The sequence below is a fragment of the Streptomyces sp. NBC_01635 genome, assembly GCF_045209715.1.
Classification (GTDB): Bacteria; Actinomycetota; Actinomycetes; order Streptomycetales; family Streptomycetaceae; genus Streptomyces; species Streptomyces hirsutus.
The window spans coordinates 3,092,944-3,116,301 of sequence record NZ_CP109277.1 but is presented as its reverse complement, the minus strand read 5'-3'; the positions used below and the strand labels follow the sequence as shown (position 1 = coordinate 3,116,301).

22 protein-coding genes and 1 pseudogene are annotated in these 23,358 nt (G+C 72.5%); 20 read left to right on the top strand and 3 right to left on the bottom strand.

Annotation, left to right across the window (positions count from 1 at the left end; all coding sequences use genetic code 11):
* Positions 1–256 precede the first annotated feature (256 nt).
* From OHB56_RS14695 to era, 19 genes and pseudogenes are all read left to right on the top strand, one after another.
* Positions 257–1,330 (top strand): nitronate monooxygenase, encoded by a 1,074-nt coding sequence (locus OHB56_RS14695; RefSeq protein WP_326752681.1) that lies wholly within the window; start codon positions 257–259, stop codon positions 1,328–1,330.
* Positions 1,327–2,067, top strand: a complete 741-nt coding sequence (locus OHB56_RS14690; RefSeq protein ID WP_326752680.1) for a 16S rRNA (uracil(1498)-N(3))-methyltransferase — start codon at positions 1,327–1,329, stop codon at positions 2,065–2,067. The genes OHB56_RS14695 and OHB56_RS14690 overlap by 4 nt, the downstream gene beginning before the upstream one ends.
* A 547-nt stretch (positions 2,068–2,614) precedes the next feature.
* Positions 2,615–3,118, top strand: a complete 504-nt coding sequence (locus OHB56_RS14685) for a hypothetical protein (RefSeq protein ID WP_326752679.1) — start codon at positions 2,615–2,617, stop codon at positions 3,116–3,118.
* A gap of 45 nt (positions 3,119–3,163) precedes the next feature.
* Positions 3,164–6,466 (top strand): S41 family peptidase, encoded by a 3,303-nt coding sequence (locus tag OHB56_RS14680; protein ID WP_326752678.1) that lies wholly within the window; start codon positions 3,164–3,166, stop codon positions 6,464–6,466.
* Between the two features lie 5 nt (positions 6,467–6,471).
* Positions 6,472–6,600 carry a hypothetical protein gene (locus OHB56_RS14675; RefSeq protein ID WP_406353714.1) on the top strand — a complete coding sequence of 43 codons (129 nt, stop codon included), beginning with the start codon at positions 6,472–6,474 and terminating at the stop codon, positions 6,598–6,600.
* 49 nt (positions 6,601–6,649) lie between these two features.
* Positions 6,650–7,003, top strand: a complete 354-nt coding sequence (locus OHB56_RS14670) for an HIT domain-containing protein (protein WP_326752677.1) — start codon at positions 6,650–6,652, stop codon at positions 7,001–7,003.
* Positions 7,004–7,013: 10 nt separating this feature from the next.
* On the top strand, positions 7,014–7,919 hold the full coding sequence (locus OHB56_RS14665) for a ribonuclease Z (RefSeq protein WP_406353712.1): 906 nt from the start codon (positions 7,014–7,016) through the stop codon (positions 7,917–7,919).
* Between the two features lie 21 nt (positions 7,920–7,940).
* Positions 7,941–8,933 carry an adenosine deaminase gene (locus OHB56_RS14660; protein WP_406353710.1) on the top strand — a complete coding sequence of 331 codons (993 nt, stop codon included), beginning with the start codon at positions 7,941–7,943 and terminating at the stop codon, positions 8,931–8,933.
* 118 nt (positions 8,934–9,051) lie between these two features.
* Positions 9,052–9,198: a hypothetical protein gene (locus tag OHB56_RS14655; protein ID WP_326752674.1), complete on the top strand. Its 147-nt coding sequence runs from the start codon at positions 9,052–9,054 to the stop codon at positions 9,196–9,198.
* 120 nt (positions 9,199–9,318) lie between these two features.
* Positions 9,319–9,453: pseudogene (locus tag OHB56_RS14650) on the top strand (5-dehydro-4-deoxyglucarate dehydratase); the annotation flags it as partial.
* 20 nt (positions 9,454–9,473) lie between these two features.
* Entirely contained in the window at positions 9,474–10,775 is a 1,302-nt protein-coding gene (locus tag OHB56_RS14645; protein ID WP_406359061.1) for a glucarate dehydratase family protein, read from the top strand.
* A gap of 177 nt (positions 10,776–10,952) precedes the next feature.
* Entirely contained in the window at positions 10,953–12,119 is a 1,167-nt protein-coding gene (locus OHB56_RS14640) for a PfkB family carbohydrate kinase (RefSeq protein ID WP_359731000.1), read from the top strand.
* A gap of 425 nt (positions 12,120–12,544) precedes the next feature.
* Entirely contained in the window at positions 12,545–13,615 is a 1,071-nt protein-coding gene (locus tag OHB56_RS14635) for a PhoH family protein (RefSeq protein ID WP_406353708.1), read from the top strand.
* A gap of 12 nt (positions 13,616–13,627) precedes the next feature.
* The gene (ybeY, locus tag OHB56_RS14630; protein WP_055626939.1) at positions 13,628–14,125 is read left to right on the top strand and encodes an rRNA maturation RNase YbeY; all 498 of its coding nucleotides are present in this window, start codon (positions 13,628–13,630) and stop codon (positions 14,123–14,125) included.
* The gene (locus OHB56_RS14625; protein WP_326752672.1) at positions 14,122–15,465 is read left to right on the top strand and encodes a hemolysin family protein; all 1,344 of its coding nucleotides are present in this window, start codon (positions 14,122–14,124) and stop codon (positions 15,463–15,465) included. Before ybeY ends, OHB56_RS14625 begins: the two co-directional genes overlap by 4 nt.
* Positions 15,462–15,821: an MmcQ/YjbR family DNA-binding protein gene (locus OHB56_RS14620; RefSeq protein ID WP_055626941.1), complete on the top strand. Its 360-nt coding sequence runs from the start codon at positions 15,462–15,464 to the stop codon at positions 15,819–15,821. Before OHB56_RS14625 ends, OHB56_RS14620 begins: the two co-directional genes overlap by 4 nt.
* A 120-nt stretch (positions 15,822–15,941) precedes the next feature.
* Positions 15,942–16,295, top strand: a complete 354-nt coding sequence (locus OHB56_RS14615) for a cytidine deaminase (RefSeq protein ID WP_326752671.1) — start codon at positions 15,942–15,944, stop codon at positions 16,293–16,295.
* A gap of 250 nt (positions 16,296–16,545) precedes the next feature.
* Positions 16,546–17,022: a hypothetical protein gene (locus tag OHB56_RS14610; protein ID WP_326752670.1), complete on the top strand. Its 477-nt coding sequence runs from the start codon at positions 16,546–16,548 to the stop codon at positions 17,020–17,022.
* 161 nt (positions 17,023–17,183) lie between these two features.
* Entirely contained in the window at positions 17,184–18,137 is a 954-nt protein-coding gene (gene era, locus OHB56_RS14605; RefSeq protein ID WP_055592215.1) for a GTPase Era, read from the top strand.
* A gap of 132 nt (positions 18,138–18,269) precedes the next feature.
* Here era and OHB56_RS14600 read toward each other — a convergent pair whose 3' ends face one another.
* From OHB56_RS14600 to OHB56_RS14590, 3 genes are all read right to left on the bottom strand, one after another.
* On the bottom strand, positions 18,270–19,601 hold the full coding sequence (locus OHB56_RS14600) for a GH1 family beta-glucosidase (protein ID WP_406353704.1): 1,332 nt from the start codon (positions 19,599–19,601) through the stop codon (positions 18,270–18,272).
* A gap of 109 nt (positions 19,602–19,710) precedes the next feature.
* Entirely contained in the window at positions 19,711–19,977 is a 267-nt protein-coding gene (locus tag OHB56_RS14595; protein ID WP_406353702.1) for a protealysin inhibitor emfourin, read from the bottom strand.
* Between the two features lie 86 nt (positions 19,978–20,063).
* Positions 20,064–21,134 (bottom strand): M4 family metallopeptidase, encoded by a 1,071-nt coding sequence (locus tag OHB56_RS14590; RefSeq protein ID WP_406353700.1) that lies wholly within the window; start codon positions 21,132–21,134, stop codon positions 20,064–20,066.
* Between the two features lie 352 nt (positions 21,135–21,486).
* On the opposite strand from OHB56_RS14590, the gene leuA reads away from it, so the two are divergent.
* Positions 21,487–23,208 carry a 2-isopropylmalate synthase gene (gene leuA, locus OHB56_RS14585; protein ID WP_326752667.1) on the top strand — a complete coding sequence of 574 codons (1,722 nt, stop codon included), beginning with the start codon at positions 21,487–21,489 and terminating at the stop codon, positions 23,206–23,208.
* Positions 23,209–23,358 lie beyond the last annotated feature (150 nt).

Sequence of the window (23,358 nt, the reverse complement as noted above, 5' to 3'; positions counted from 1 at the left end):
CACCTCTGGTCCCCCCGGTCCACCTCTGGTCCCCCCGGTCCGCCTCTGGTCCCCCCGGTCCGCCTCTGGTCCCCCTCGATCCCTCTGCGGCCCTTCGTCGATCCGCACCCCCGGATCCCGCCCCTGGATCCGCCCCCGGCTCCCTGTCCGGTCCCTTTCCGGTCCCTCTGCGGCCCGTCCCCGGTCCGCTTCCGGCCGTCTCTGATCCACCCCGGTCCAATTCGGAGATGTCCGAAGGACGTGGCAACATGCCGTCATGTCCTTGGCCCTCACCGACCTCCTCCGGCACCCCGTGGTGCAGGCCCCGATGGCGGGCGGAGTCGCCGTGCCGCAGCTGGCCGCGGCCGTGTCCGAGGCGGGCGGGCTGGGGTTCCTGGCGGCCGGGTACAAGACCGCGGACGGGATGTACCAGGAGATCAAGCAGCTGCGCGGGCTGACCGGCCTTGCTTTCGGCGTCAACGTCTTCATGCCGCAGCCCGAGACCCCCGACCTCGCCGCCGTCGGCGTCTACGCCCACCAGCTGGCCGGTGAGGCCCCCTGGTACTCCACCGAGCTCGGCGACCCCGACTGCGGCCGCGACGACGGCTACGACGCCAAACTCGCCGTCCTGCTCGACAACCCGGTGCCGGTGGTGTCGTTCCACTTCGGCGTGCCCTCCCGCGACGTCCTGGACGCCCTGCGCCGCGCCGGCACGTTCACGCTGGCCACCGCCACCACCCCCGACGAGGCGCGGGCCGTGGAGGAGGCGGGCGCCGACGCGGTGATCGCGCAGGGCGTCGAGGCCGGCGGCCATCAGGGCACCCACCGGGACGACCCGGAGGCGGACGGCTCCGGCATCGGACTGCTGTCGCTGATCAGCCAGGTGCGGGAGGCCGTGGGCATCCCGGTCGTCGCGGCCGGAGGCATCATGCACGGCAGTCAGATCGCCGCCGTCCTCGCGGCCGGCGCCTCGGCGGCCCAGCTCGGCACGGCGTTCCTCGCCACCCACGAGTCCGGCGCGCACGCCCTGCACAAGCAGGCGCTGACCGACCCCCTGTACGCCCGCACCGAACTGACCCGGGCCTTCTCCGGACGTCCGGCCCGCGCCCTGGTCAACCGTTTCCTGCGCGAGCACGGCCCGTACGCGCCCGCCGCCTACCCGGACGTCCACCATCTGACCACCCCGCTGCGCAAGGCCGCGGCCGCCGCCGGGGACCCGCAGGGCATGGCGCTGTGGGCGGGACAGGGCCACCGGATGGCCCGCGAGCTGCCCGCCGGGCAGCTGGTGGAGGTGCTGGCCGCCGAACTCACCGCCACCCGGAACGCGTTGTCGGCGGGAGGTGCCCGATGACCGCCCCGGTCTTCGTCGTGGACGACTTCGGCACGGACGGCTCCGGCCACCACGTGCTCGACGGCCCCGAGGGACGGCACGCCGTCTCCGTGAAGCGGCTGCGGGCCGGGGAGACCGTCGTCCTCACCGACGGCGCGGGCCGCCGGGCCGAGGGCGAGGTGACCGGCACCGAAGGCAAGGACCGGCTGATCGTGCGCCTCGGCGACGTCGTCGAGGAACCCGTGGAGTCGCCCCGGCTCACCGTTGTCCAGGCCCTGCCCAAGGGGGACCGGGGCGAGCTGGCCGTGGAGACGATGACCGAGGTCGGCGTCGACGCGGTCGTGCCGTGGTCGGCGTCGCGCTGCGTCACCCAGTGGCGGGGCGAGCGCGGGCTGAAGGCCCTCGGCAAATGGCGGGCGACGGCCCGCGAGGCCGGCAAGCAGTCCCGCCGGACGCGCTTCCCGGAGGTCGCGGACGCGGCCACGACCCGACAGGTTGCGTCACTTCTCGCCGAAGCGGACTTCGCCGCAGTCCTCCACGAGAGCGGCACCGAACCCCTCGCGACCGCCGAACTCCCCGCCTCCGGCACCATCGTGCTGGTCGTCGGACCCGAAGGCGGCGTCTCACCGGAGGAGTTGGAGCTCTTCGCGCAGGCCGGCGCCGAGCCCTACCGCCTGGGCCGCAGCGTCCTGCGCACCTCCACCGCCGGCACCGCGGCGGCGGCCGTCCTCCTGGCCCGCACGGGCCGCTGGTCGTGACGGCCCCGGTCGGCCGTCCGCCGCACGGCCGGCGGCGACCGCCAAGAAAAGCTCCCAGCCGTCGAGCTCCGCGGCCCCGGTGAGCAGCCCGCGCCGGGCCGCCTCGTCGACGAAGGCCCGTACGACACCGGGCTCGTGCGGGTTCGGCGTTCCCTGCCCCCTGACGGCCACGCACCCGGAGTGCAGGAAGCCGTCGGGGACGAAACGTCCCTCGCCGCCCCGGAACACGAGGTGTGTCGTCCGCCCGTCCCTGTGCAGTGCGAGCACCTCCCGACAGGGTCCCTCGGTACGGTGCCGATGGCGCACCGACCACAGGTGAACGGCTGCTTCGCCCGCACCGGAACCGTCCACGACGAGTCTTCTGAGGCGGCGTTCGCCGCGCATCCGCCACGGTGGTGCGCGGTGACCGTATGCGCCCTACCGTCACGCCGGTGACGGTGGCAGGCTGCCGTTCATGGCGTCCAAGAGGGCACTGACAGGGAGTTGGCCCAGGCCTTGGCCGAGGTCGTGGTCGAGGGCCGGGCGAGGGCCACGGTGGCGGCGGCCGGTGCTCGCCGTGGGGTTCGCCGTGGTCGCCGTGGGCGGGGCCGTGGCGTGCGAGCCGGGCTCGGTCGGCTCGGCCGCGGTGGCGCTCACGACCGACAAGACGGTCACGCAGGAGCTCAACCGACAGAAGGACGGTGTGCGGTGGCTCAGCTGCACCGCCTCCTACGGCGACGAGGAGAGCGCGTCGTCCCGCTCCGCGAGCGCGAGCGAGAAGACCGTGGCCACCGTCGACTGCGACGGGGAGACCGAGAACGGCAAGGAGATCACCGTCACCGGGAAGATCACCCACGCCGTCGACGGCGCCTGCGTGCGCGGGGACATCACCGCGAAGGTGGACGGCAAGCAGGTGTTCCGGGTCGACGGCCTGGGCGACTGCGACGCCACCAGCCCGCCGGCGGTGGGCGAGCCCACGAACCGCGGCCCGCGGCCCACCGTCACGGTCACGGTCACGACGACCGTGTGGTGCGACCAGTACCCCTCCTGCCGCCCTGTCGAGGGCAAGTGATCCAAACCCCTGTCCACGCCGACCGCGCTTGCATAGGGTGATCGGGTGACACAGCCTGCATCGGTTGCCTCCGCCGCCTATTTCCGGTTCCCGCATCTGCACGGCGAGTTGGTCGCCTTCACCGCCGAGGACGACGTGTGGCTCGCCCCGCTCGACGGCGGCCGCGCCTGGCGGGCCAGCGCCGACAACGTGCCCGTGACGATGCCCCGCATCTCGCCCGACGGCACCACCGTCGCCTGGACCTCCACCCGTGACGGCGCCCCCGAGGTGCACGTCGCGCCCGTCGAGGGCGGCCCCGGCAGACGCCTGACGTACTGGGGGAGCGGGAAGACCCAGGTGCGCGGCTGGACACCGGACGGGAGGGTCCTGGCGCTCAGCACCCACGGCCAGGCCAGCCTGCGCCGCACCTGGGCCCGCGCGATCCCCCTCGACGGAGGACCCGCCACCACGCTGCCCTACGGCCCCGTCGGCGACGTCGCCCACGGGCCGCGCACCGTACTGCTGTCCGCGACGATGGGCCGCGAGGCCGCCACCTGGAAGCGCTACCGGGGAGGCACGGCGGGCAAGCTGTGGATCGAGCGGGAGACGGGAGACTTCGGGGCCGCCGACGCCACCGAGGTCACCGAAGCTCCCGAAGCCACCGCGCTCCCCGGCGAGTTCGTACGCCTGCACGCCGACCTCGACGGGAACATCGAGTACCCGCTCTGGGTGGGGACGAGGATTGCCTTCCTCTCCGACCACGAAGGCACCGGCGCGCTGTACTCCTCCCTCGCCGACGGGTCCGACCTGCGCCGGCACACCCCCCTTGGGGGCACCTCCCGCTCGAGCGAAGCCGAGAGTGGGGGAGGGTTCTACGCCCGGCACGCCGCCACCGACGGCACCCGCGTCGTCTACGCCAGCGCCGGGCAGCTGTGGCTCCTCGACGACCTGGACGGGGCCGAGCCCCGCCCGCTCGACATCCGGCTCGGCGGCCAGCGCGTCGACCTCCAGCCGTTCCCGGTGAACGCGGCCCGCTGGTTCGGCTCCGCCGCCCCCGACCACACCGCGCGCGGCAGCGCCGTCTGCGTGCGCGGCGCCGTCCACTGGGTCACCCACCGGTCCGGGCCCGCCCGGGCCCTCGCCGCCACCCCCGGCGTCCGCGCCCGGCGCCCGCGCACCTTCCGCGCGGACGGCGAGGAGTGGGTGGTGTGGGTGACGGACGCCGAGGGCGACGACGCCCTGGAGTTCGCCCCGGCTACCGGCCTCGCCCCCGGCGCGACCCCGCGCCGGCTCGCCGCCGGACAGCTCGGCCGGGTCCTGGGACTCGCGATGTCACCGGACGGCAGCCGCGCCGCGGTCGCCTCGCACGACGGCCGCGTCCTGCTCGTCGAGCGGGAGACCGGCGAGGTCCGCGAGGTCGACCGCAGCGCCGACGGCGACGTCTCCGGGCTGACCTTCTCGCCCGACTCCGCCTGGCTCGCCTGGTCCCACCCCGGCCCCCGCCCGCTCAGCCAGCTGAGGATCGCCAGCACCACCGACCTCCAGGTCACCGAGGCGACCCCGCTGCGCTTCCAGGACTACGCGCCCGCCTTCACCCTCGACGGCAAACACCTCGCGTTCCTGTCGACCCGCTCCTTCGACCCGGTCTACGACGAGCACGTCTTCGACCTCGCCTTCGTCGAGGGCGCCCGGCCGCACCTGATCACCCTCGCCGCGACGACCCCGTCGCCGTTCGGCCCGCAGCGGCACGGCCGCCCCTTCGAGACGCCGGACCGGGACGAGACCCCCGACAGCGAGGGCACCCCCACCACCCGGATCGACCTGGAGGGGCTCGCCGACCGGATCGTGCCGTTCCCGGTCGAGGCCGCCCGCTACTCCAACCTGCGCGCCGCCAAGGACGGGGTGCTGTGGCTGCGCCACCCGGTGCGCGGCGTGCTCGGCGCCTCCAGGGCCACCCCCGACGACCCCGACCCGAAGACCGAGCTGGAGCGCTACGACCTCGCCCAGCAGCGCCTCGAGCACCTGACCTCGGACGCCGACCACTTCGAGGTCAGCGGTGACGGCAAGCGGGTGCTGCTGTGGACCGACAGCCGGCTCAAGGTCGTCCCCAGCGACCGGCGCGCGTCGGGCGACGACGACAGCGACAGCAACATCACCGTCGACCTCGACCGGGTCCGCCAGTTCGTCGACCCGGCCGCCGAGTGGCGGCAGATGTTCGACGAGGCCGGCCGCGTGATGCGGGACAACTACTGGCGGCCGGACATGAACGGCGTCGACTGGGACGCCGTCCTCGACCGCTACCGGCCCGTCCTGGAGCGGCTCGCCACCCACGACGACCTGGTCGACCTCCTCTGGGAGGTCCAGGGCGAACTCGGCACCTCGCACGCCTACGTCACCCCGCGCGGCGGCTTCGGCGGCGGCGCCCGGCAGGGCCTGCTCGGCGCGGACATCTCCCGCCACGAGGACGGCAGCTGGCGCGTCGACCGCATCCTGCCCGCGGAGACCTCCGACCCGGAGGGCCGTTCCCCGCTGGCCGCGCCCGGCGTCGCGATCCGCACCGGTGACGCGATCGTCGCCGTGGCCGGACAGCCGGTCGACCCGCTGGCCGGACCGGCCCCGCTGCTGGTCGGCACCGCGGGCAAGCCCGTGGAGCTGACCGTCTCCCCGGCCGGCGGCGGCGACCCGCGGCACGCGGTCGTCGTCCCCGTCGCGGACGAGGAGCCGCTGCGCTACCACGCCTGGGTCGCCGACCGGCGGGCCCATGTCCACGAACTGTCCGGCGGCCGGCTCGGCTACATCCACGTCCCCGACATGCAGGCGCCCGGCTGGGCCCAGATCCACCGGGACCTGCGGGTCGAGGTGATCCGCGAGGGCCTGATCGTGGACGTCCGGGAGAACCGCGGCGGCCACACCTCCCAGCTCGTCGTGGAGAAGCTGGCCCGGCGGATCGTCGGCTGGGACCTGCCGCGCGGCATGCGCCCGGAGAGCTACCCGCAGGACGCGCCCCGCGGCCCGGTCGTCGCCGTCGCCAACGAGTTCTCCGGCTCCGACGGCGACATCGTCAACGCGGCGATCAAGGCGCTCGGCATCGGCCCGGTCGTCGGCACCCGCACCTGGGGCGGCGTGGTCGGCATCGACAGCCGCTACCGGCTGGTCGACCACACCCTCGTCACCCAGCCCAAGTACGCCTTCTGGCTGGAGGGTTACGGCTGGGGCGTGGAGAACCACGGCGTGGACCCGGACGTGGAGGTCGTCCAGAGCCCGCAGGACCACGCGGCAGGCCGGGACGTCCAGTTGGACGAGGCGGTACGGCTGGCGCTGGCCGCGCTCGAGGAGACACCGGCGAAGACGCCGCCGACGCTGTCCTGACCGACGTGACCGACGTGACCGACGTGACCGACGTGACCGACGTGACCGATGCAGCCGAAGCAACCGAGGAAACCGAGACAACCGAAGAAGCCGAAGCGGCCGAGGTAGCCGAAGCGTCCGGCGCGACGGTGTGACGGATACGATGCCGGGTAGGCGATCAACCCGGCGCGAGGAGGCACACCCATGGCAGGGGAACCGCAGGACGACTGCCTGTTCTGCAAGGTCGTCGCAGGGCAGATCCCGGCGACGATCGTCCGGGAGACGGACACCACCGTCGCCTTCCGCGACATCAACCCGCAGGCGCCCACGCACGTCCTGGTGATCCCGAAGGCGCACCACAAGGACGCGGCGGCCCTCGCCGCGGCCGCTCCCGAGGTCGCGGCGGACCTCCTGCGCGAGGCGCAGGCCGTCGCGGACCAGGAGCACCTGGAGAGCCACCGCATCGTCTTCAACACCGGCAGCGGCGCCGGCCAGACCGTCTGGCACGCGCACGCCCACGTCCTGGGCGGCCGCGGCCTCCACTGGCCGCCCGGATAGGCAGCCCCCTGTGTCCGTACGCGAACTGGTGGTGCTCGGCACCGCCAGCCAGGTCCCCACCCGCCACCGCAACCACAACGGCTACCTGCTGCGCTGGGACGGCGAGGGCATCCTGTTCGACCCAGGCGAGGGCACCCAGCGCCAGATGCTGCGCGCCGGGGTCGCCGCGCACGACCTGAACCGGATCTGCGTCACCCACTTCCACGGCGACCACTCGCTCGGCCTCGCCGGAGTGATCCAGCGCATCAACCTCGATCGGGTCCCGCACCCCGTCACCGCCCACTACCCGGGCTCCGGGCAGCGCTTCTTCGACCGGCTGCGGTACGCGACCGCCTACCGCGAGACGGTCGGCATCACCGAGGGACCCGTCGGCGCCGACGGCCCGCTCGCCCGCACGCCCGGGTACACGCTGGAGGCGCGGAAGCTGTCGCACCCCGTCGAGTCGTACGGCTACCGGCTGGTCGAACCCGACGGCCGGCGGATGCTGCCCGACCGGCTCGCCGCGCACGGCATCAAGGGCCCGGACGTCGGCCGCATCCAGCGCGAGGGCACGCTCAACGGGATCGCGCTGGAGGACGTCAGCGAGGTGCGGCGCGGCCAGCGGTTCGCGTTCGTCATGGACACCCGGCTCTGCGAGGGGGTGCAGGCGCTCGCCGAGGGCTGCGACCTGCTCGTCATCGAGTCCACGTTCCTCGACGAGGACGAGGAGCTCGCCGTCGAGCACGGTCACCTGACGGCCGGCCAGGCGGCCCGGGTGGCGCGGGACGCGGACGTGCGGCACCTGGTGCTCACCCACTTCAGCCAGCGCTACAGCGACCCGGAGGAGTTCGAGCGGCAGGCGCGGGCCGCCGGGTACGCGGGCGAGCTGACCGTGGCCCGCGACCTGCTGCGAGTGCCGCTCCCCAAGCGTCGCTGAGGCCGCCCGTACGATGTTTCGATGCCCGTACCCAAAGCTGAACTGCACCTTCACATCGAAGGCACCCTCGAACCCGAGCTCGCCTTCGCCCTCGCCGCCCGCAACGGTGTCGACCTGCCCTACGCCGACACCGACGCCCTGCGCGAGGCGTACCGGTTCCAGGACCTCCAGTCGTTCCTGAACCTGTACTACGAGCTCATGGCCGTGCTGCGCACCGAGCGGGACTTCGAGGACCTCGCCGACGCCTACCTGGCCCGCGCCGCGGCGCAGGGCGTGCGGCACGCGGAGATCTTCTTCGATCCGCAGGCGCACACGGCCCGGGGCGTCGGCATGAACACCGTGGTCGACGGGCTGTGGCGGGCGCTCGGACGCAGTGAGGAGACGCACGGCGTCTCGACCCGGCTGATCATGTGCTTCCTGCGGGACGAGTCCGCCGAGTCGGCCCTGGCGACCCTGGACGCGGCCGAGCCCCACCTGGACCGGATCACCGGTGTGGGCCTGGACTCGGCCGAGGTCGGCCACCCGCCGGCGAAGTTCCGCGAGGTGTACGAGGCGGCCGCCGCGCTCGGGCTGCGGCGCGTGGCGCACGCCGGTGAGGAGGGCCCGCCCGAGTACATCACCGAGGCGCTGGACGTCCTCGGCGTCGAACGGGTCGACCACGGGCTGCGCTGCGTGGAGGACCCGGCGCTGGTGGCGCGGCTGGTGCGGGACCGGATCCCGCTGACCCTGTGCCCGCTGTCGAACGTCCGGCTGCGCGCCGTGGACACCCTCGCCGCCCACCCGCTGCCCGCGATGCTCGACGCCGGCCTGCTGTGCACGGTGAACTCCGACGACCCGGCCTACTTCGGCGGCTACGCGGGCGACAACTTCGACGCGGTGCGCGACATCCTCGGCCTCGGCCCGGAGCGGCTGCGCGAGCTGGCCCGCAACTCCTTCCTCGCGGCCTTCCTGGACGACGACGAGGAGCGGCGGGGCCGGTACCTCGCCGAGGTGGAGGCGTACGTCTTCCTGTAGTCCCTGTAGTCCCTGTAGTCCCTGTAGTCCCCGTAGTCCCCGGGCCCCTCCCCGTGCCCCCGTGTTCCCGCCGTCCGGTGCGTCCGGCGCACGAACCGACGGTGGTGCCACCACCCCCATGGGCACGGGTCGCAGACCCATCGATCGCCGCACCGGCGACAGCGGACTGAGCACCGCCGAGAACAGCGGGCACTGCCTCCACGTCGACGAGCCCGAGGTCGCCGTCGAGGCGATCGGGAGCGTCGCCGCGCAGGCCGCCGGCTGACCCTCCGGGACCGGTTGCCACCGACCCATTGACGGCCCTGGTTCGCCTATCTAGCCTCTGTTCTCATACATGGATGACCTTCCTGGGGGGAGATGGCGCGGGTGAGCCCCGACACGGGCACGGGCGGCGGCACGACTCCGCGGACGCCCCGTGGGCCCCGTACGCGCCCCGCTCACCGACCCCTCGCCCTCCGACCTCACCGACCTCAAGGACCTGCTCGCCGCCGGCCTGGACCTCGTAGGAGCCGCCCTGTGACCGCGCAGAACGTGTTAACCGTGTCGACCGCCCGCGACCTGACCATCACCGAGGTGCGGCTCACGCCGATCCTGGTCGCCGACCCGCCGCTGCTGAACACGCAGGGCGTCCACCAGCCCTACACGCCCCGGCTGATCGTCGAGATCGTCACGGCGGACGGGACCACCGGCGTGGGGGAGACCTACGGCGACACCAAGTACCTGGAACTGGCCCACCCCTTTGCCGAGCAGCTCAAGGGCCGCAAGGTCACGGATGTGAACGATTTGTTCGCGCTCCTGGACGAGGTCGCCGTCGAGGCCGCCCGGGTCGACGACGCCGTCGACGTCGGCGGGCTGCGCGGCGTGCAGACCGCCGACAAGCTGCGGCTGTCCATCGCCTCCGCCTTCGAGGTCGCCTGCCTCGACGCCCTCGGCAAGAGCCTCGGCCTGCCCGTGCACGCCCTGCTCGGCGGCAAGCTCCGCGACACCGTGGAGTACAGCGCGTACCTCTTCTACAAATGGGCCGACCACCCCGACGGCGTCCCGGCCGAGAAGGACGACTGGGGAGCCGCCCTGGACCCGGCCGGCGTCGTCGCGCAGGCCCGCGCCTTCAAGGAGCGGTACGGCTTCGGCTCCTTCAAGCTCAAGGGCGGCGTCTTCCCGCCCGAGGAGGAGATCGCCGCCGTCCGCGCCCTCGCCGAGGCCTTCCCCGGCCACCCGCTGCGGCTCGACCCCAACGGCGCCTGGTCCGTCGAGACCTCGGTCGAGGTGGCCGAGGCGGTCGGCGGCATCCTGGAGTACCTGGAGGACCCGACGCTCGGCACCCCCGCCATGGCCGAGGTCGCCGCCCGCACCGGCGTGCCGCTGGCGACCAACATGTGCGTGACGACGTTCGCCGAGATCAAGGAGGCGTTCACCACGAACGCCGTCCAGGTCGTCCTCTCCGACCACCACTACTGGGGCGGACTGCGCAACACCCTGCACCTCGCCGCCGTCTGCCGCACCTTCGGCGTGGGCGTCTCCATGCACTCCAACACCCACCTCGGGATCAGCCTCGCCGCGATGACCCACGTCGCGTCCACCGTCCCGGGCCTGCACCACGCCTGCGACTCCCACTACCCGTGGCAGTCCGAGGACGTCCTCACCGAACGCCTCGCCTTCGAGGACGGCGCCGTGCGGGTGTCCGACGCGCCCGGCCTCGGCGTCACCCTCGACCACGACCGGCTCGCCGCGCTGCACCGGCGGTGGCTGGAGGACGACGGCGCGCTCCGCGACCGCGACGACGCGGCGGCCATGCGGATCGCCGACCCCGACTGGCTCCCCCCGGCGGTGCCCCGCTGGTGAGAGACCCCGCGGCACGCCGGACCCGGGAGCGGGGGAGCGGCTCCGGCGTGACGGGCGGCGCGTTGTCGGTGGCGTGGTGCACACTGGCCGAAACCGCACCAGGCCAGGGAGCGCATTGTGGAGGCGTCCACCACGTCAGCCGGAGAGGTAATCACCGACAGCGCCGCTCAGGGCGTCATCGGCCATGCCGGTGTCCCGGCGGGGGCGCACTGCCAGCCCCAGACCGACCCGCTCGCCGCGCTGCGCACCCCCGACGACCCGCCCTGGGACGTCTACCTCACCGGTACGGTCTTCCTCGACATCATCTTCACCGGGCTCGACTCCGCCCCGGTGCGCGGGACCGAGTCCTGGGCGCGCGGGATGGGGTCGAGCCCCGGCGGCGTCGCCAACATGGCCACCGCCCTGGCCCGCCTCGGCCTGCGCACCTCCCTCGCGGCCGCCTTCGGCGACGACCACTACGGGGAGTACTGCTGGGACGCCCTGGAGCAGGGCGAGGCCATCGACCTCTCCCCGTCGCGCACCGTGCCCGGCTGGCACTCCCCGGTCACCGTCTCGATGGCGTACGAGGGGGAGCGCACGATGGTCTCCCACGGCCACGAGCCGCCGCCGGAACAGCCCTCACGCCCCTCGGACCCCACCGCCCGCAAGCGGCTCCCGCCCGGCGCGGACCTGCCGCCCTGCCCGCCGCACGCGCGTGCCGCCGTCGCCTCCCTCACCCCGGGCCGCAGCGACGCCTGGATCGCCCGCGCCGCCGCGCGGGGCACCCGCGTCTTCGGCGACGTCGGCTGGGACGACACCGGCGCCTGGGACCTGACCGCGCTGCCCGACCTGCGGCACTGCGAGGCCTTCCTGCCCAACGCCGAGGAGGCCATGCGCTACACCGGCACCCCCAGCCCCCGCGCCGCCGCGCACGCCCTCACCGAGCATGTGCCCGTCGCCGTCGTCACCCTCGGCGCGGACGGGGCGTACGCCGTGGACCGGCGCACGGGTGAGAGCGCCGAGGTGCCCGCCATCGCCGTCGAGGCGCTCGACCCGACCGGCGCCGGGGACGTCTTCGTCGCCGGCTTCGTCACCGGCAGCCTGGCCGGCTGGCCGCTCGCCGACCGCCTCGCCTTCGCCGGCCTGACCGCGGCCCTCTCCGTCCAGGAGTTCGGCGGCTCCCTGTCGGCGCCCGGCTGGTCGGAGATCGCCGCCTGGTGGCGCGAGGTCCAGTCCGTACGGGGCCAGGACCCGGCCGCCCTGAGCCGGTACGCGTTCCTGGCGGACCTGGTCCCCGACGACCTGATCCGCCCCTGGCCCCTGCGCCGGGCGGTTCCGACGATCGGCTTCGGCCGGTCGGTCTGACCGGGCGACGATTCTTCCGCGGCCGGGGCTCCCGCCGGACCTTCCGCGGCCGGCCCCTTACCGCCGCGCGGAGGCGGACACCGCCCAGGGCCTGCGGTTTCCGGGCCGGGAAAGCCACGTGTTCCGGCCGCCGGGACAGCACCGGGCCGCACACCCCACCGCCCGCCCCACGGCCGGCCCCCCCCGCGTCCGTGCCCGGTCTCCCGCTGCCGTCACCCGCCGCCGAGTCATCCCCGCCGGCCGTTGCCCGCCCTTTCGCAGCTCCTCCGAAGCCCTCCGTCACTCCTCGCGCACCGGCCCGCAACCGCCCCGCTGTGAAAAGGCCTACGGGGTTGTCACCCCCGCGTCGTACCCTGGGAGTCGCGAGGCCGCCCTCAGCTGCGCGGCCCTGACGAGGAGGAACCGCAGGCCTTCAGCGCCGGCCCATGACTCAGACACCCACAGCTCACACCCCCGCGCAGGAACAGGCGAGAGTACAACTCACCGTTCCGGCCCAGCACCCCATGGTGACCGTGCTGGGTTCCGGCGACTCCCTGCTCCGCGTGATCGAGAAGGCCTTCCCGGGGGCCGACATCCATGTCCGGGGCAATGAGATCAGTGCGGTCGGCGATGCCACGGAAGTCGCCCTCGTCTCGCGGATGTTCGACGAGATGATGCTGGTGCTCCGCACCGGGCAGCCGATGACGGAGGATGCGGTGGAACGTTCGATCGCGATGCTGAAGGCGAGCGAGAACGGGGAGAGCGACGGCCAGGAGACCCCGGCCCAGGTGCTCACCCAGAACATCCTGTCCTCGCGAGGCCGCACGATCCGCCCCAAGACGCTCAACCAGAAGCGCTATGTGGACGCGATCGACAAGCACACCATCGTCTTCGGCATAGGCCCCGCCGGCACGGGCAAGACCTACCTCGCCATGGCCAAGGCGGTGCAGGCCCTGCAGTCCAAGCAGGTCAACCGCATCATCCTGACCCGCCCCGCGGTCGAGGCCGGAGAGCGCCTGGGCTTCCTGCCCGGCACCCTCTACGAGAAGATCGACCCGTACCTGCGCCCGCTCTACGACGCGCTGCACGACATGCTCGACCCCGACTCCATCCCCCGCCTGATGGCGGCCGGGACCATCGAGGTCGCGCCGCTGGCGTACATGCGGGGCCGGACGCTCAACGACGCCTTCATCATCCTGGACGAGGCGCAGAACACCAGCGCCGAGCAGATGAAGATGTTCCTCACCCGGCTCGGGTTCGACTCGAAGATCGTCGTCACGGGTGACGTCACCCAGGTCGACCTGCCGAGCGGCACCAAGTCCGGTCTGCGGCAGGTGCAGGACATCCTGGAGGGCCTCGAGGACGTCCACTTCTCCCGGCTGTCGTCGCAGGACGTGGTACGCCACCGGCTGGTGGGCCGTATCGTCGACGCGTACGAGCAGTACGACAGCGAGCACGGCACCGAGAACGGCACGCACAAGAGCGGCCGGGGCAGGTCCGGGCACAAGGGGAAGTAGACCGAGCAGCAGATGTCGATCGACGTCAACAACGAGTCCGGAACCGAGGTCGACGAGCAGGCGGTCCTCGACATCGCCCGCTACGCGCTCGCGCGGATGCGCATCCACCCGCTCTCCGAGCTCTCGGTGATCGTGGTGGACGCCGCCGCCATGGAAGAGCTCCACATCCAGTGGATGGACCTGCCGGGGCCGACGGACGTCATGTCGTTCCCGATGGACGAGCTGCGGCCGCCCACGAAGGACGAGGCCGAACCCCCGCAGGGGCTGCTCGGCGACATCGTGCTGTGCCCCGAGGTCGCCGCCAGACAGGGCGCCGAGGCGCCGACGCAGCACACCATGGACGAGGAGCTCCAGCTGCTCACCGTCCACGGTGTGCTGCACCTGCTGGGCTTCGACCACGAGGAGCCCGACGAGAAGGCCGAGATGTTCGGCCTCCAGGCCGCCATCGTCGACGGCTGGCGCGCGGAGAAGGGCATCAGCGGCCCGTCCCCCGCCCCGACCGTGTCATGAGTCCGCACCTCGTCCTCGGCGCGATCGCCCTGGTCGTCGTCGCCTGGCTGTTCGCCTGCGCGGAGGCGGGGATAGCCCGGATCTCCACCTTCCGGGCCGAGGAGGCCGTGCGCTCCGACCGCCGGGGCAGCGCACGGCTGGCCAGGATCGCCGCCGACCCCACCCGCTACCTCAACGTGGCGCTGCTGGTCCGCGTCGGCTGCGAGATGGCCGCCGCCGCGCTGGTCACCTACGCCTGCCTGCGCCAGTTCGACGGCACCGTCGAGGCCCTGCTGATCGCCATCGCGGTCATGGTCCTCGTCTCCTACGTCGCCGTCGGCGTCTCGCCGCGCACCATCGGCCGCCAGCACCCCATGAACACGGCCACGGCCGCGGCGTACGTCCTGCTGCCGCTCGCCCGGATCATGGGCCCGATCCCGAGTCTGCTGATCCTCATCGGCAACGCGCTCACCCCCGGCAAGGGCTTCCGGCGCGGCCCCTTCGCCTCGGAGGCGGAACTGCGCGCGCTGGTCGACCTCGCCGAACAGGAGTCCCTGATCGAGGACGAGGAGCGCCGCATGGTGCACTCCGTCTTCGAACTGGGCGACACCCTCGTCCGGGAGGTCATGGTCCCGCGCACGGACCTCGTGGTGATCGAGCGCTACAAGACCATCCGGCAGACCCTCACCCTCGCCCTGCGCTCCGGTTTCTCCCGGATGCCGGTGACCGGCGAGAACGAGGACGACGTGGTCGGCATCGTGTACCTGAAGGACCTGGCCCGCAAGACGCACATCAACCGGGACGCGGAGAGCGAGCTGGTGTCCACGGCGATGCGGCCCGCGTACTTCGTGCCCGACACCAAGAACGCCGGTGACCTGCTGCGCGAGATGCAGAAGGAACACAACCACGTCGCCGTCGTCATCGACGAGTACGGCGGTACCGCCGGCATCGTCACCATCGAGGACATCCTCGAGGAGATCGTCGGCGAGATCACCGACGAGTACGACCGCGAGATCGCGCCGGTGGAGGAACTGGACGAGGGCCGCTACCGGGTCACCGCCCGCCTCGACATCACCGACCTCGGCGAGCTGTACGGCCTGGAGGAGTACGACGACGAGGACGTGGAGACCGTCGGCGGCCTGCTCGCCAAGCGGCTCGGCCGGGTGCCGATCGCGGGCGCGTCCGCGGTGGTCGACCTCCCCGACGAGCGCCGGCTGCGGCTGACGGCGGAGGCGGCGGCCGGCCGTCGGAACAAGATCGTCACCGTGCTGGTGGAGCCGGTCGGCCCCGAGGACCCGGGGGAGTCGACCGACCCGTCCCGGGACGAGGCGGAGGAGGAAGCGCAGGAGCGGTCGGCATGACTCCGGCGGAACTGCGCGCCCTCTGCCTCTCCTTCGAGGCGGCCGTGGAGGACTTCCCCTTCAACCCGGAGACCTCGGTCTTCAAGGTCCGGGGCAAGCTCTTCGCCCTGACGAACCTGGACGCGCGGCCCCTGAAGGCCAACCTCAAGTGCGATCCGCAGGACGCGGTCCGGCTCCGGGCCGGGCATCCCGGGCTGATCGTCCCCGGCTGGCACATGAACAAACGGCACTGGAACACGGTGACCGTCGACGGCGGCCTCCCGGACCGGCTGGTCCGGGAACTGGTCGAGGACTCCTACGACCTGGTCGTCGCCGGCCTGCCGCGCGCCGAACGCCTCCGTCTGGACCGTCCGTGAGGCGTTGAAGCGCGCTCCCGGGGCACGGCGCCGCGACCCCGGCCCCGTCCCCGGCGTTGCGCGGCGCCGCGAGCGGCCCTGGGGCAGGCTCGCGGGCCCGTGCTCCGTATGCTCGGGGCCATGACCGACAGCAGCGCGCTCGACCCCGAGGACCTCAAGATCGTCACCCTGGCCCGTTCCGCGCGGGCCCGCAACGGTGTGCCCGAGGGGGCCGCCGTACGGGACGAGAACGGCCGGACCTATGTCGCCGGGACCGTGGCCCTGGACTCCCTGAAGCTGACCGCCCTGCAGACGGCGGTGGCGATGGCGGTGGCGTCCGGGGCGCAGTCGCTGGAGGCGGCGGCCGTGGTGACGGACGCCGGTTCGGTGCCGGACACGGACCGCGCGGCGGTACGGGACCTCGGCGGCCCCGGGACCCCGGTCCTCCTGGCCGCCCCGGACGGAACGGTCCTGGAGACGTCGCCCGCGGGGTGACCCCCGAGAGCCCTCCGACAGATCACTCGAGAACCGCCGGGAACCGTCGAGAGCCGTCGGGAACCCCCGGATGTTACCGAGGGTAAATGGGCCGGAATTCCACCTTGCCGCCCCCTGCCTCCCGCGCATCAATGGAACCGTTGTTCCCGACGGACCGTCAGGAGCGGTCCGTCGCTCCCCCGTCCCGCGCAGCGTGACGACCGCTCTCACCTGCCGGGCGTTTCCCCCCACGGAAAGGGAACCGGACTCCATGAGAGGTACACGAATCGGCACCTGCGCGTCCCTGGTCGCCGCCGTGGCGGCCTGCGGGCTCGCCTTCGCCCCCTCCGCCGCCGCCGTCGCCCCCGGGGCGGCGACCGTCAACGCCGACTGCGGAAGCTGGGGCGGTGGCGACGCCACCCTCACGGCCACCCAGAGCGGCACGTCCGCCACCATCACCATCAACACCTCCGCGGTCACCGCGCCCCTCGCGATCAGCAAGGACTCGCTCGTCTCGCAGCTCACCCTGGTCAAGGCCGGCGGCGGCACCACCGTCTTCAAGGGCACCAAGAACCCGGCCATGGCGACCGGGGACGCCCTCGAGGTCGGCCCGCTCTCCGGGACCGTGGCGTCCGGCGACAGTCTGGAGGCGTTCGGCGGCACGCTGAAGGTGACCGCGTTCGGCTTCATCACCATCACGTGCACGGCGCAGGGCCCGCAGTCCCCGGGCCCGTTCGTCTTCGACTGATCCAGGCCTCGCCCCCCACTCGAGGCCTGGACGGCCACGGCTCGATCGCTGCTTGATCCTGCTGTCTCCCGGGCCGGGCATCTCACGGGGTGCCCGGCCCCCGGGGCCCGGCGCGGGCGGGTGGTACGGCGGGGCTCCGGGGATCAGGGAGAATGGGCGGCATGAGTGTTCGTACCCAGTCATCCGAGCAGCCCGCCGAAGCAGTCCACCGGGCCGGCTTCGCCTGCTTCGTGGGCCGCCCCAATGCGGGCAAGTCCACCCTCACGAACGCTCTGGTCGGGCAGAAGGTGGCGATCACCTCCAACCGGCCGCAGACGACCCGGCACACCGTGCGCGGCATCGTCCACCGCCCCGAGGCGCAGCTGATCCTCGTCGACACCCCCGGCCTGCACAAGCCGCGCACGCTGCTCGGCGAGCGGCTGAACGACGTGGTCCGCACCACCTGGGCCGAGGTGGACGCGATCGGCTTCTGCATCCCCGCGGACCAGAAGATCGGCCCCGGCGACCGCTTCATCGCCAAGGAACTGGCCGGGATCAAGAAGACCCCGAAGGTCGCCATCGTCACCAAGACCGACCTGGTGGACGGCAAGGCGCTCGCCGAGCAGCTGATCGCCGTCGACCTGCTGGGCAAGGAGCTCGGGATCACCTGGGCGGAGATCGTCCCGGTGTCGGCGACCGCGAACCAGCAGGTCGACCTGCTGGCCGACCTCCTCGTCCCGCTGATGCCCGAGGGCCCCGCCCTCTACCCCGAGGGCGACCTGACCGACGAGCCCGAGCTGGTCATGGTGGCCGAGCTGATCCGCGAGGCCGCCCTGGAGGGCGTCCGCGACGAACTGCCCCACTCCATCGCCGTGGTCGTGGAGGAGATGCTCCCCCGCGAGGACCGCCCCGCCGACAAGCCCCTCCTCGACATCCACGCCAACCTCTACATCGAGCGCACCAGCCAGAAGGGCATCGTCATCGGCCCCAAGGGCAAGCGCCTGAAGGACGTCGGCATCAAGTCGCGCAAGCAGATCGAGGCCCTGCTCGGCACCCCCGTCTTCCTCGACCTCCACGTCAAGGTCGCCAAGGACTGGCAGCGGGACCCGAAGCAGTTGCGGAAGCTGGGGTTCTGACGCGCGGCGGTGGCCGCCTATCGATGCGGCCCCGACCCCCGTGTCAAGGCCGCCGAGGACCGGCGGCGGGATCCGGAGCAGCTGCGCCGCCCGGGCCTCCGAAGCCGTCCCGGGACGGGGACCGGGGCGGCTTCAGGTGCCGGACGGGCTCCGGCGCCGGTGCTGCTCGGCCAGCACCTCGCGCAGCCAGCCGTAGGACGACTTCGGGGTGCGCCGCCGGGTCTCGAAGTCCACGTGGACCAGGCCGAAGCGGCGGGCGTACCCCTCCGCCCACTCGAAGTTGTCCATCAGGGACCACACGAAGTAGCCGCGTACGTCCACGCCCGCCTCCATCGCCCGGTGCAGGGCCCGGATGTGGCCGTCGAGGTAGGTGATGCGGGCCCGGTCGTCGACGCCCTCGTAGGAGCAGCCGTTCTCGGTGATGACGACCGGGGGGAGCCGGTCGCCGTAGCGGGCGTGGAAGGCGGTGAGGAGTTCGGTCAGGGCCCCGGGGACCACCGGCCAGCCGAAGTCCGTCACCGGGTACCCCTCGATCTCCCGTACGGAGAAGGGAAGTTCGGCCGGCATCCGGACACCGCCGAAGTCGATCTCCGTGCCCTGGGGGGCGCCCACCCGGGTCGGCGCGTAGTAGTTGACGCCGTACCAGTCGACCGGCTCCGCGATGATCCTCAGGTCCGCCTCGACATCGCCCGGCATCAGGTCGCCGAGGCCGTCCGGGTAGCGGCCGAGCAGCACGGGGTCGGCGAACAGGCGGTTCAGGAGCGTGTCGTAGAAGTCCGCCGCCGCCACGTCCGCCGGGTCGGGGGAGGCCGGCCAGGTCGGACCGTGGGAGTTGGCGATCCCGATGCCACCGGCACCGGCCGCGCGCAGGGCGCGTACCGCCAGCCCGTGCGCGAGGAGCTGGTGGTGCGCCACCGGCAACGCGTCGAAGAGCAGCCTCCGGCCGGGGGCGTGGACGCCCAGCGCGTGGCCCAGCAGGGTGTGCTCGGCGGGTTCGTTGAGGGTGATCCAACGCTCCACACGGTCGCCGAGCCGGCCGGCCACCTCACCGACGTACTCCGCGAACCGCTCCGCGGTGCCGCGTTCCAGCCAGTCCAGACCGGCCGGCAGGTCCCAGTGGAACAGCGTCGGCACCGGCCGTACGCCCGCCGCGCACAGCTCGTCGACCAAACGGTCGTAGAAGTCCAGCCCGCCCCGCGCGCGCACCCGGGGCCAGGAGACGGAGAAGCGGTACGCGTCCACGCCCAGTCCGGCCAGGAGTGCCACGTCCTCGCGGTACCGGTGCACGTGGTCGCAGGCCACCGCCGCCGTCGAACCGTCCCGCACCCGGCCCGGTTCGGCCGTGAACACGTCCCACACGGACGGTTCGCGTGCCTCCACCGCGCCCTCGATCTGGTGCGCCGAGGTCGACACGCCCCACAGGAAGCCGTCCGGGAAGCGGGGGATCGGGTTCGTCGTCGCCATGGGGTGGATCATCCGCACCGGCGGCGAGGGAAGTCAACGCCCGCGCAGGGCCGGGACCGCCGGTTCCCGTGCGGGCGCCGGCGGCCAACAGCCCTACGGGAAAGGGCGGTTACGCCCCCTCCTGGAGCACTCTGCTGATCAGCGCGCGCTGTTCCTCGGTCAGCCGGGGGTCGGCGCAGTACACCGACCTCCCGTCCACCGTGATCCGGTAACTGAAGCCGTCCGGGACCCCGGCGGGCGGGGTGCCCCGGCCGGCGGTGACGGCCCGTTCGGCCAGGGCGTGCCACTCGCCGGCGTCGGCCCGGCCCGAGGTGTCCACCTCGGCCTGCCGCTCGATCCCCGCGAAGCCGCCCGTACGCCGCACCTGAATTCGCATGGTTCCTGTCTAGTACGGGAACGGGCCCGCGGCCCACCCCGGCACTGCCGTGGGCCGCCCTGGCGCGCCTCCGGTCCCCGCCGGCGTCACAGTGTCGGCACCCCCACGCGCTCCCACGCCTTCGACACCGCCAGCAGCTCCTCGCCCTCGCCGAACCGCTCCCGCGCCGCCTTCACCGTCAGCGTCGCGAAGTCCGTGAACTGCGCGTCCTCCACCAGTTCGCCGCCGGTCAGCACGTCGTACCAGACCTGCCCCGCCCGCTCCCAGGCGTTCCCGCCGAGGGCGGTGGCCGCCAGGTAGAAGGCGTGGTTGGGGATGCCGGAGTTGATGTGGACGCCGCCGTTGTCCCGGCCGGTGTGGACGTAGTCGTCCATCGTGGCGGGCTGCGGGTCCTTGCCGAGGACGTCGTCGTCGTACGCGGTGCCCGGCTCCTTCATCGAGCGCAGCGCCACCCCCGTCACCCGCGGGGCGAGCAGCCCGGCGCCGATCAGCCAGTCGGCGTCGGCGGCGGTCTGGCCCAGCGTGTACTGCTTGATGAGGGAGCCGAAGACGTCCGACACCGACTCGTTGAGCGCGCCGGACTGGCCGAAGTAGGCCAGGTTGGCGGTGTACTGCGTGACGCCGTGCGCGAGTTCGTGGCCGATGACGTCGACGGGGATCGTGAAGTCGAGGAAGATCTCGCCGTCCCCGTCGCCGAACACCATCTGCTCGCCGTTCCAGAAGGCGTTGTTGTAGTCGCGGTCGTAGTGCACGGTCGCGATCAGCGGCAGGCCCGAGCCGTCGATCGAGTCGCGGGAGAAGGCCTTGAGGAACAGCTCGAAGGTGGCACCGAGGCCCGCGTAGGCGCGGTTGACGGTGGCGTCCTTGCCGGGCTCCTGGCCCTCCCCGCGGACCTTCGCCCCCGGCAGCGCGGTGCGGTGCCGGGCGTCGTGGATCGTCCGGTGCGGCTTGCCGGCCTCGGCCCCGGCGAGGGGCGCGGCGGGCGCGGCGCCGACCACCGTGGTCAGGCGGCGCTGGGTGCGCTCGTAGGCGTCGCGCTGGAGGGTGCGGCGGGCGGGGCCGGCGAGCGCGGGGTCGTCGGCCTGCGCGAGCCGGTCCAGGACGTGCGGCGGGACGATGGTGCAGAAGACGGGCTCGAAGCCCCCGTGGGTCGTCATGCCCCGCACCATTGCACTGCGTCACTCAAATGTCACTATCAGCGACCGGATCCCCGGTCGCGACGGGTGAAATGTGCCATCAATCCCTGCGTAGGGACACCTCTGAGTGGTATGCGGCACTTTTTGTCCTCTTTCTCCCTCTGGTCCCGCATACTGATACGGACCCTCCCGCGAGAGTGCGTCTCGGTTAAGCTGCGCAGCATCATGCGTTTCGGGCTGCTTCTCCTTAGCTGCCGCGGCGAGGGCCTGTAGTCGAGGCCGACCCCCTCCCCGCGGAGTTTGGCGCTGCGCCGTCGGCCGTCCCTTCCGGATCCCACCGGATGACCGCGGACCATCGAGGAGCCCACGCATCATGGCGAACCGCCAGCAGCCCAGCCCCATGCCGATCCACAAGTACGGTCGCTACGAGCAGGTCGACCTCCCCGACCGCACCTGGCCGGAAAAGCGGATCACCACCGCTCCCCGCTGGCTCTCCACCGATCTGCGCGACGGCAACCAGGCCCTGATCGACCCCATGTCGCCCGCCCGCAAGCGCGCGATGTTCGACCTGCTGGTCAAGATGGGCTACAAGGAGATCGAGGTCGGCTTCCCGGCTTCCGGCCAGACCGACTTCGACTTCGTGCGCTCCATCATCGAGGACCCGGACGCCATCCCCGAGGACGTCACGATCTCCGTGCTGACCCAGGCCCGCGAGGACCTGATCGAGCGGACCGTCGAGTCCCTGAAGGGCGCCCACCGCGCCACCGTGCACCTGTACAACGCGACCGCGCCGGTCTTCCGCCGGGTCGTCTTCCGCGGTTCCAGGGACGACATCAAGCAGATCGCCGTCGACGGCACCCGCCTGGTCGTGGAGTACGCGGAGAAGCTGCTGGGCCCCGAGACGCACTTCGGCTACCAGTACAGCCCCGAGATCTTCACCGACACCGAGCTGGACTTCGCGCTGGAGGTCTGCGAGGCGGTGATGGACGTCTACCAGCCGGGCCCGGGCCGCGAGATCATCCTGAACCTGCCGGCCACGGTGGAGCGCTCCACGCCGTCCACGCACGCCGACCGCTTCGAGTGGATGGGCCGCCACCTGTCCCGCCGCGAGCACGTCTGCCTGTCCATCCACCCGCACAACGACCGCGGCACGGCCGTGGCCGCCGCCGAGCTCTCCCTGATGGCCGGCGCCGACCGCGTCGAGGGCTGCCTGTTCGGGCAGGGCGAGCGCACCGGCAACGTCGACCTGGTCACCCTGGGCATGAACCTGTTCTCCCAGGGCGTCGACCCGCAGATCGACTTCTCCGACATCGACGAGATCCGTCGTACGTGGGAGTACTGCAACCAGATGGACGTCCACCCGCGCCACCCGTACGTGGGCGACCTGGTCTACACGTCCTTCTCCGGCTCCCACCAGGACGCCATCAAGAAGGGCTTCGACGCCATGGAGGCCGACGCGAAGGCCCAGGGCGTCACCGTCGACGACATCGAGTGGGCGGTGCCGTACCTGCCCATCGACCCCAAGGACGTCGGCCGCTCCTACGAGGCCGTCATCCGGGTCAACTCGCAGTCCGGCAAGGGCGGCATCGCCTACGTCCTGAAGAACGACCACAAGCTGGACCTGCCCCGCCGGATGCAGATCGAGTTCTCGAAGATCATCCAGGCCAAGACGGACGCCGAGGGCGGCGAGGTCACCCCGGCCGACATCTGGTCGGTGTTCCAGGACGAGTACCTGCCCAACCCGGGCAACCCCTGGGGCCGCATCCAGGTCAAGAACGGCCAGTCCACCACCGACCGGGACGGCGTCGACACGCTCACCGTCGAGGCCGCCGTCGACGGCGTCGACACCGTGCTGACCGGCAGCGGCAACGGGCCGATCTCCGCGTTCTTCGACGCCCTGCAGTCCATCGGCGTCGACGTACGCCTGCTCGACTACCAGGAGCACACGATGAGCGAGGGCGCCTCCGCGCAGGCCGCCTCGTACATCGAGTGCGCCATCGGCGACAAGGTTCTGTGGGGCATCGGAATCGACGCGAACACCACCCGCGCCTCGCTGAAGGCGGTCGTCTCGGCCGTCAACCGGGCGGCCCGCTGAACAGCCGCTTCGAGGGGTTCGACGGCCCCGCCCGCCACTTCAGGCGGGCGGGGCCCCGTCGTTTACCGGCCACATCGGGTGGAGATCACGGAAAGGTCTCGTCCGAGGTGCTGACTCAGCCTCACCCATGTGGCTAACATCACGGGGCAC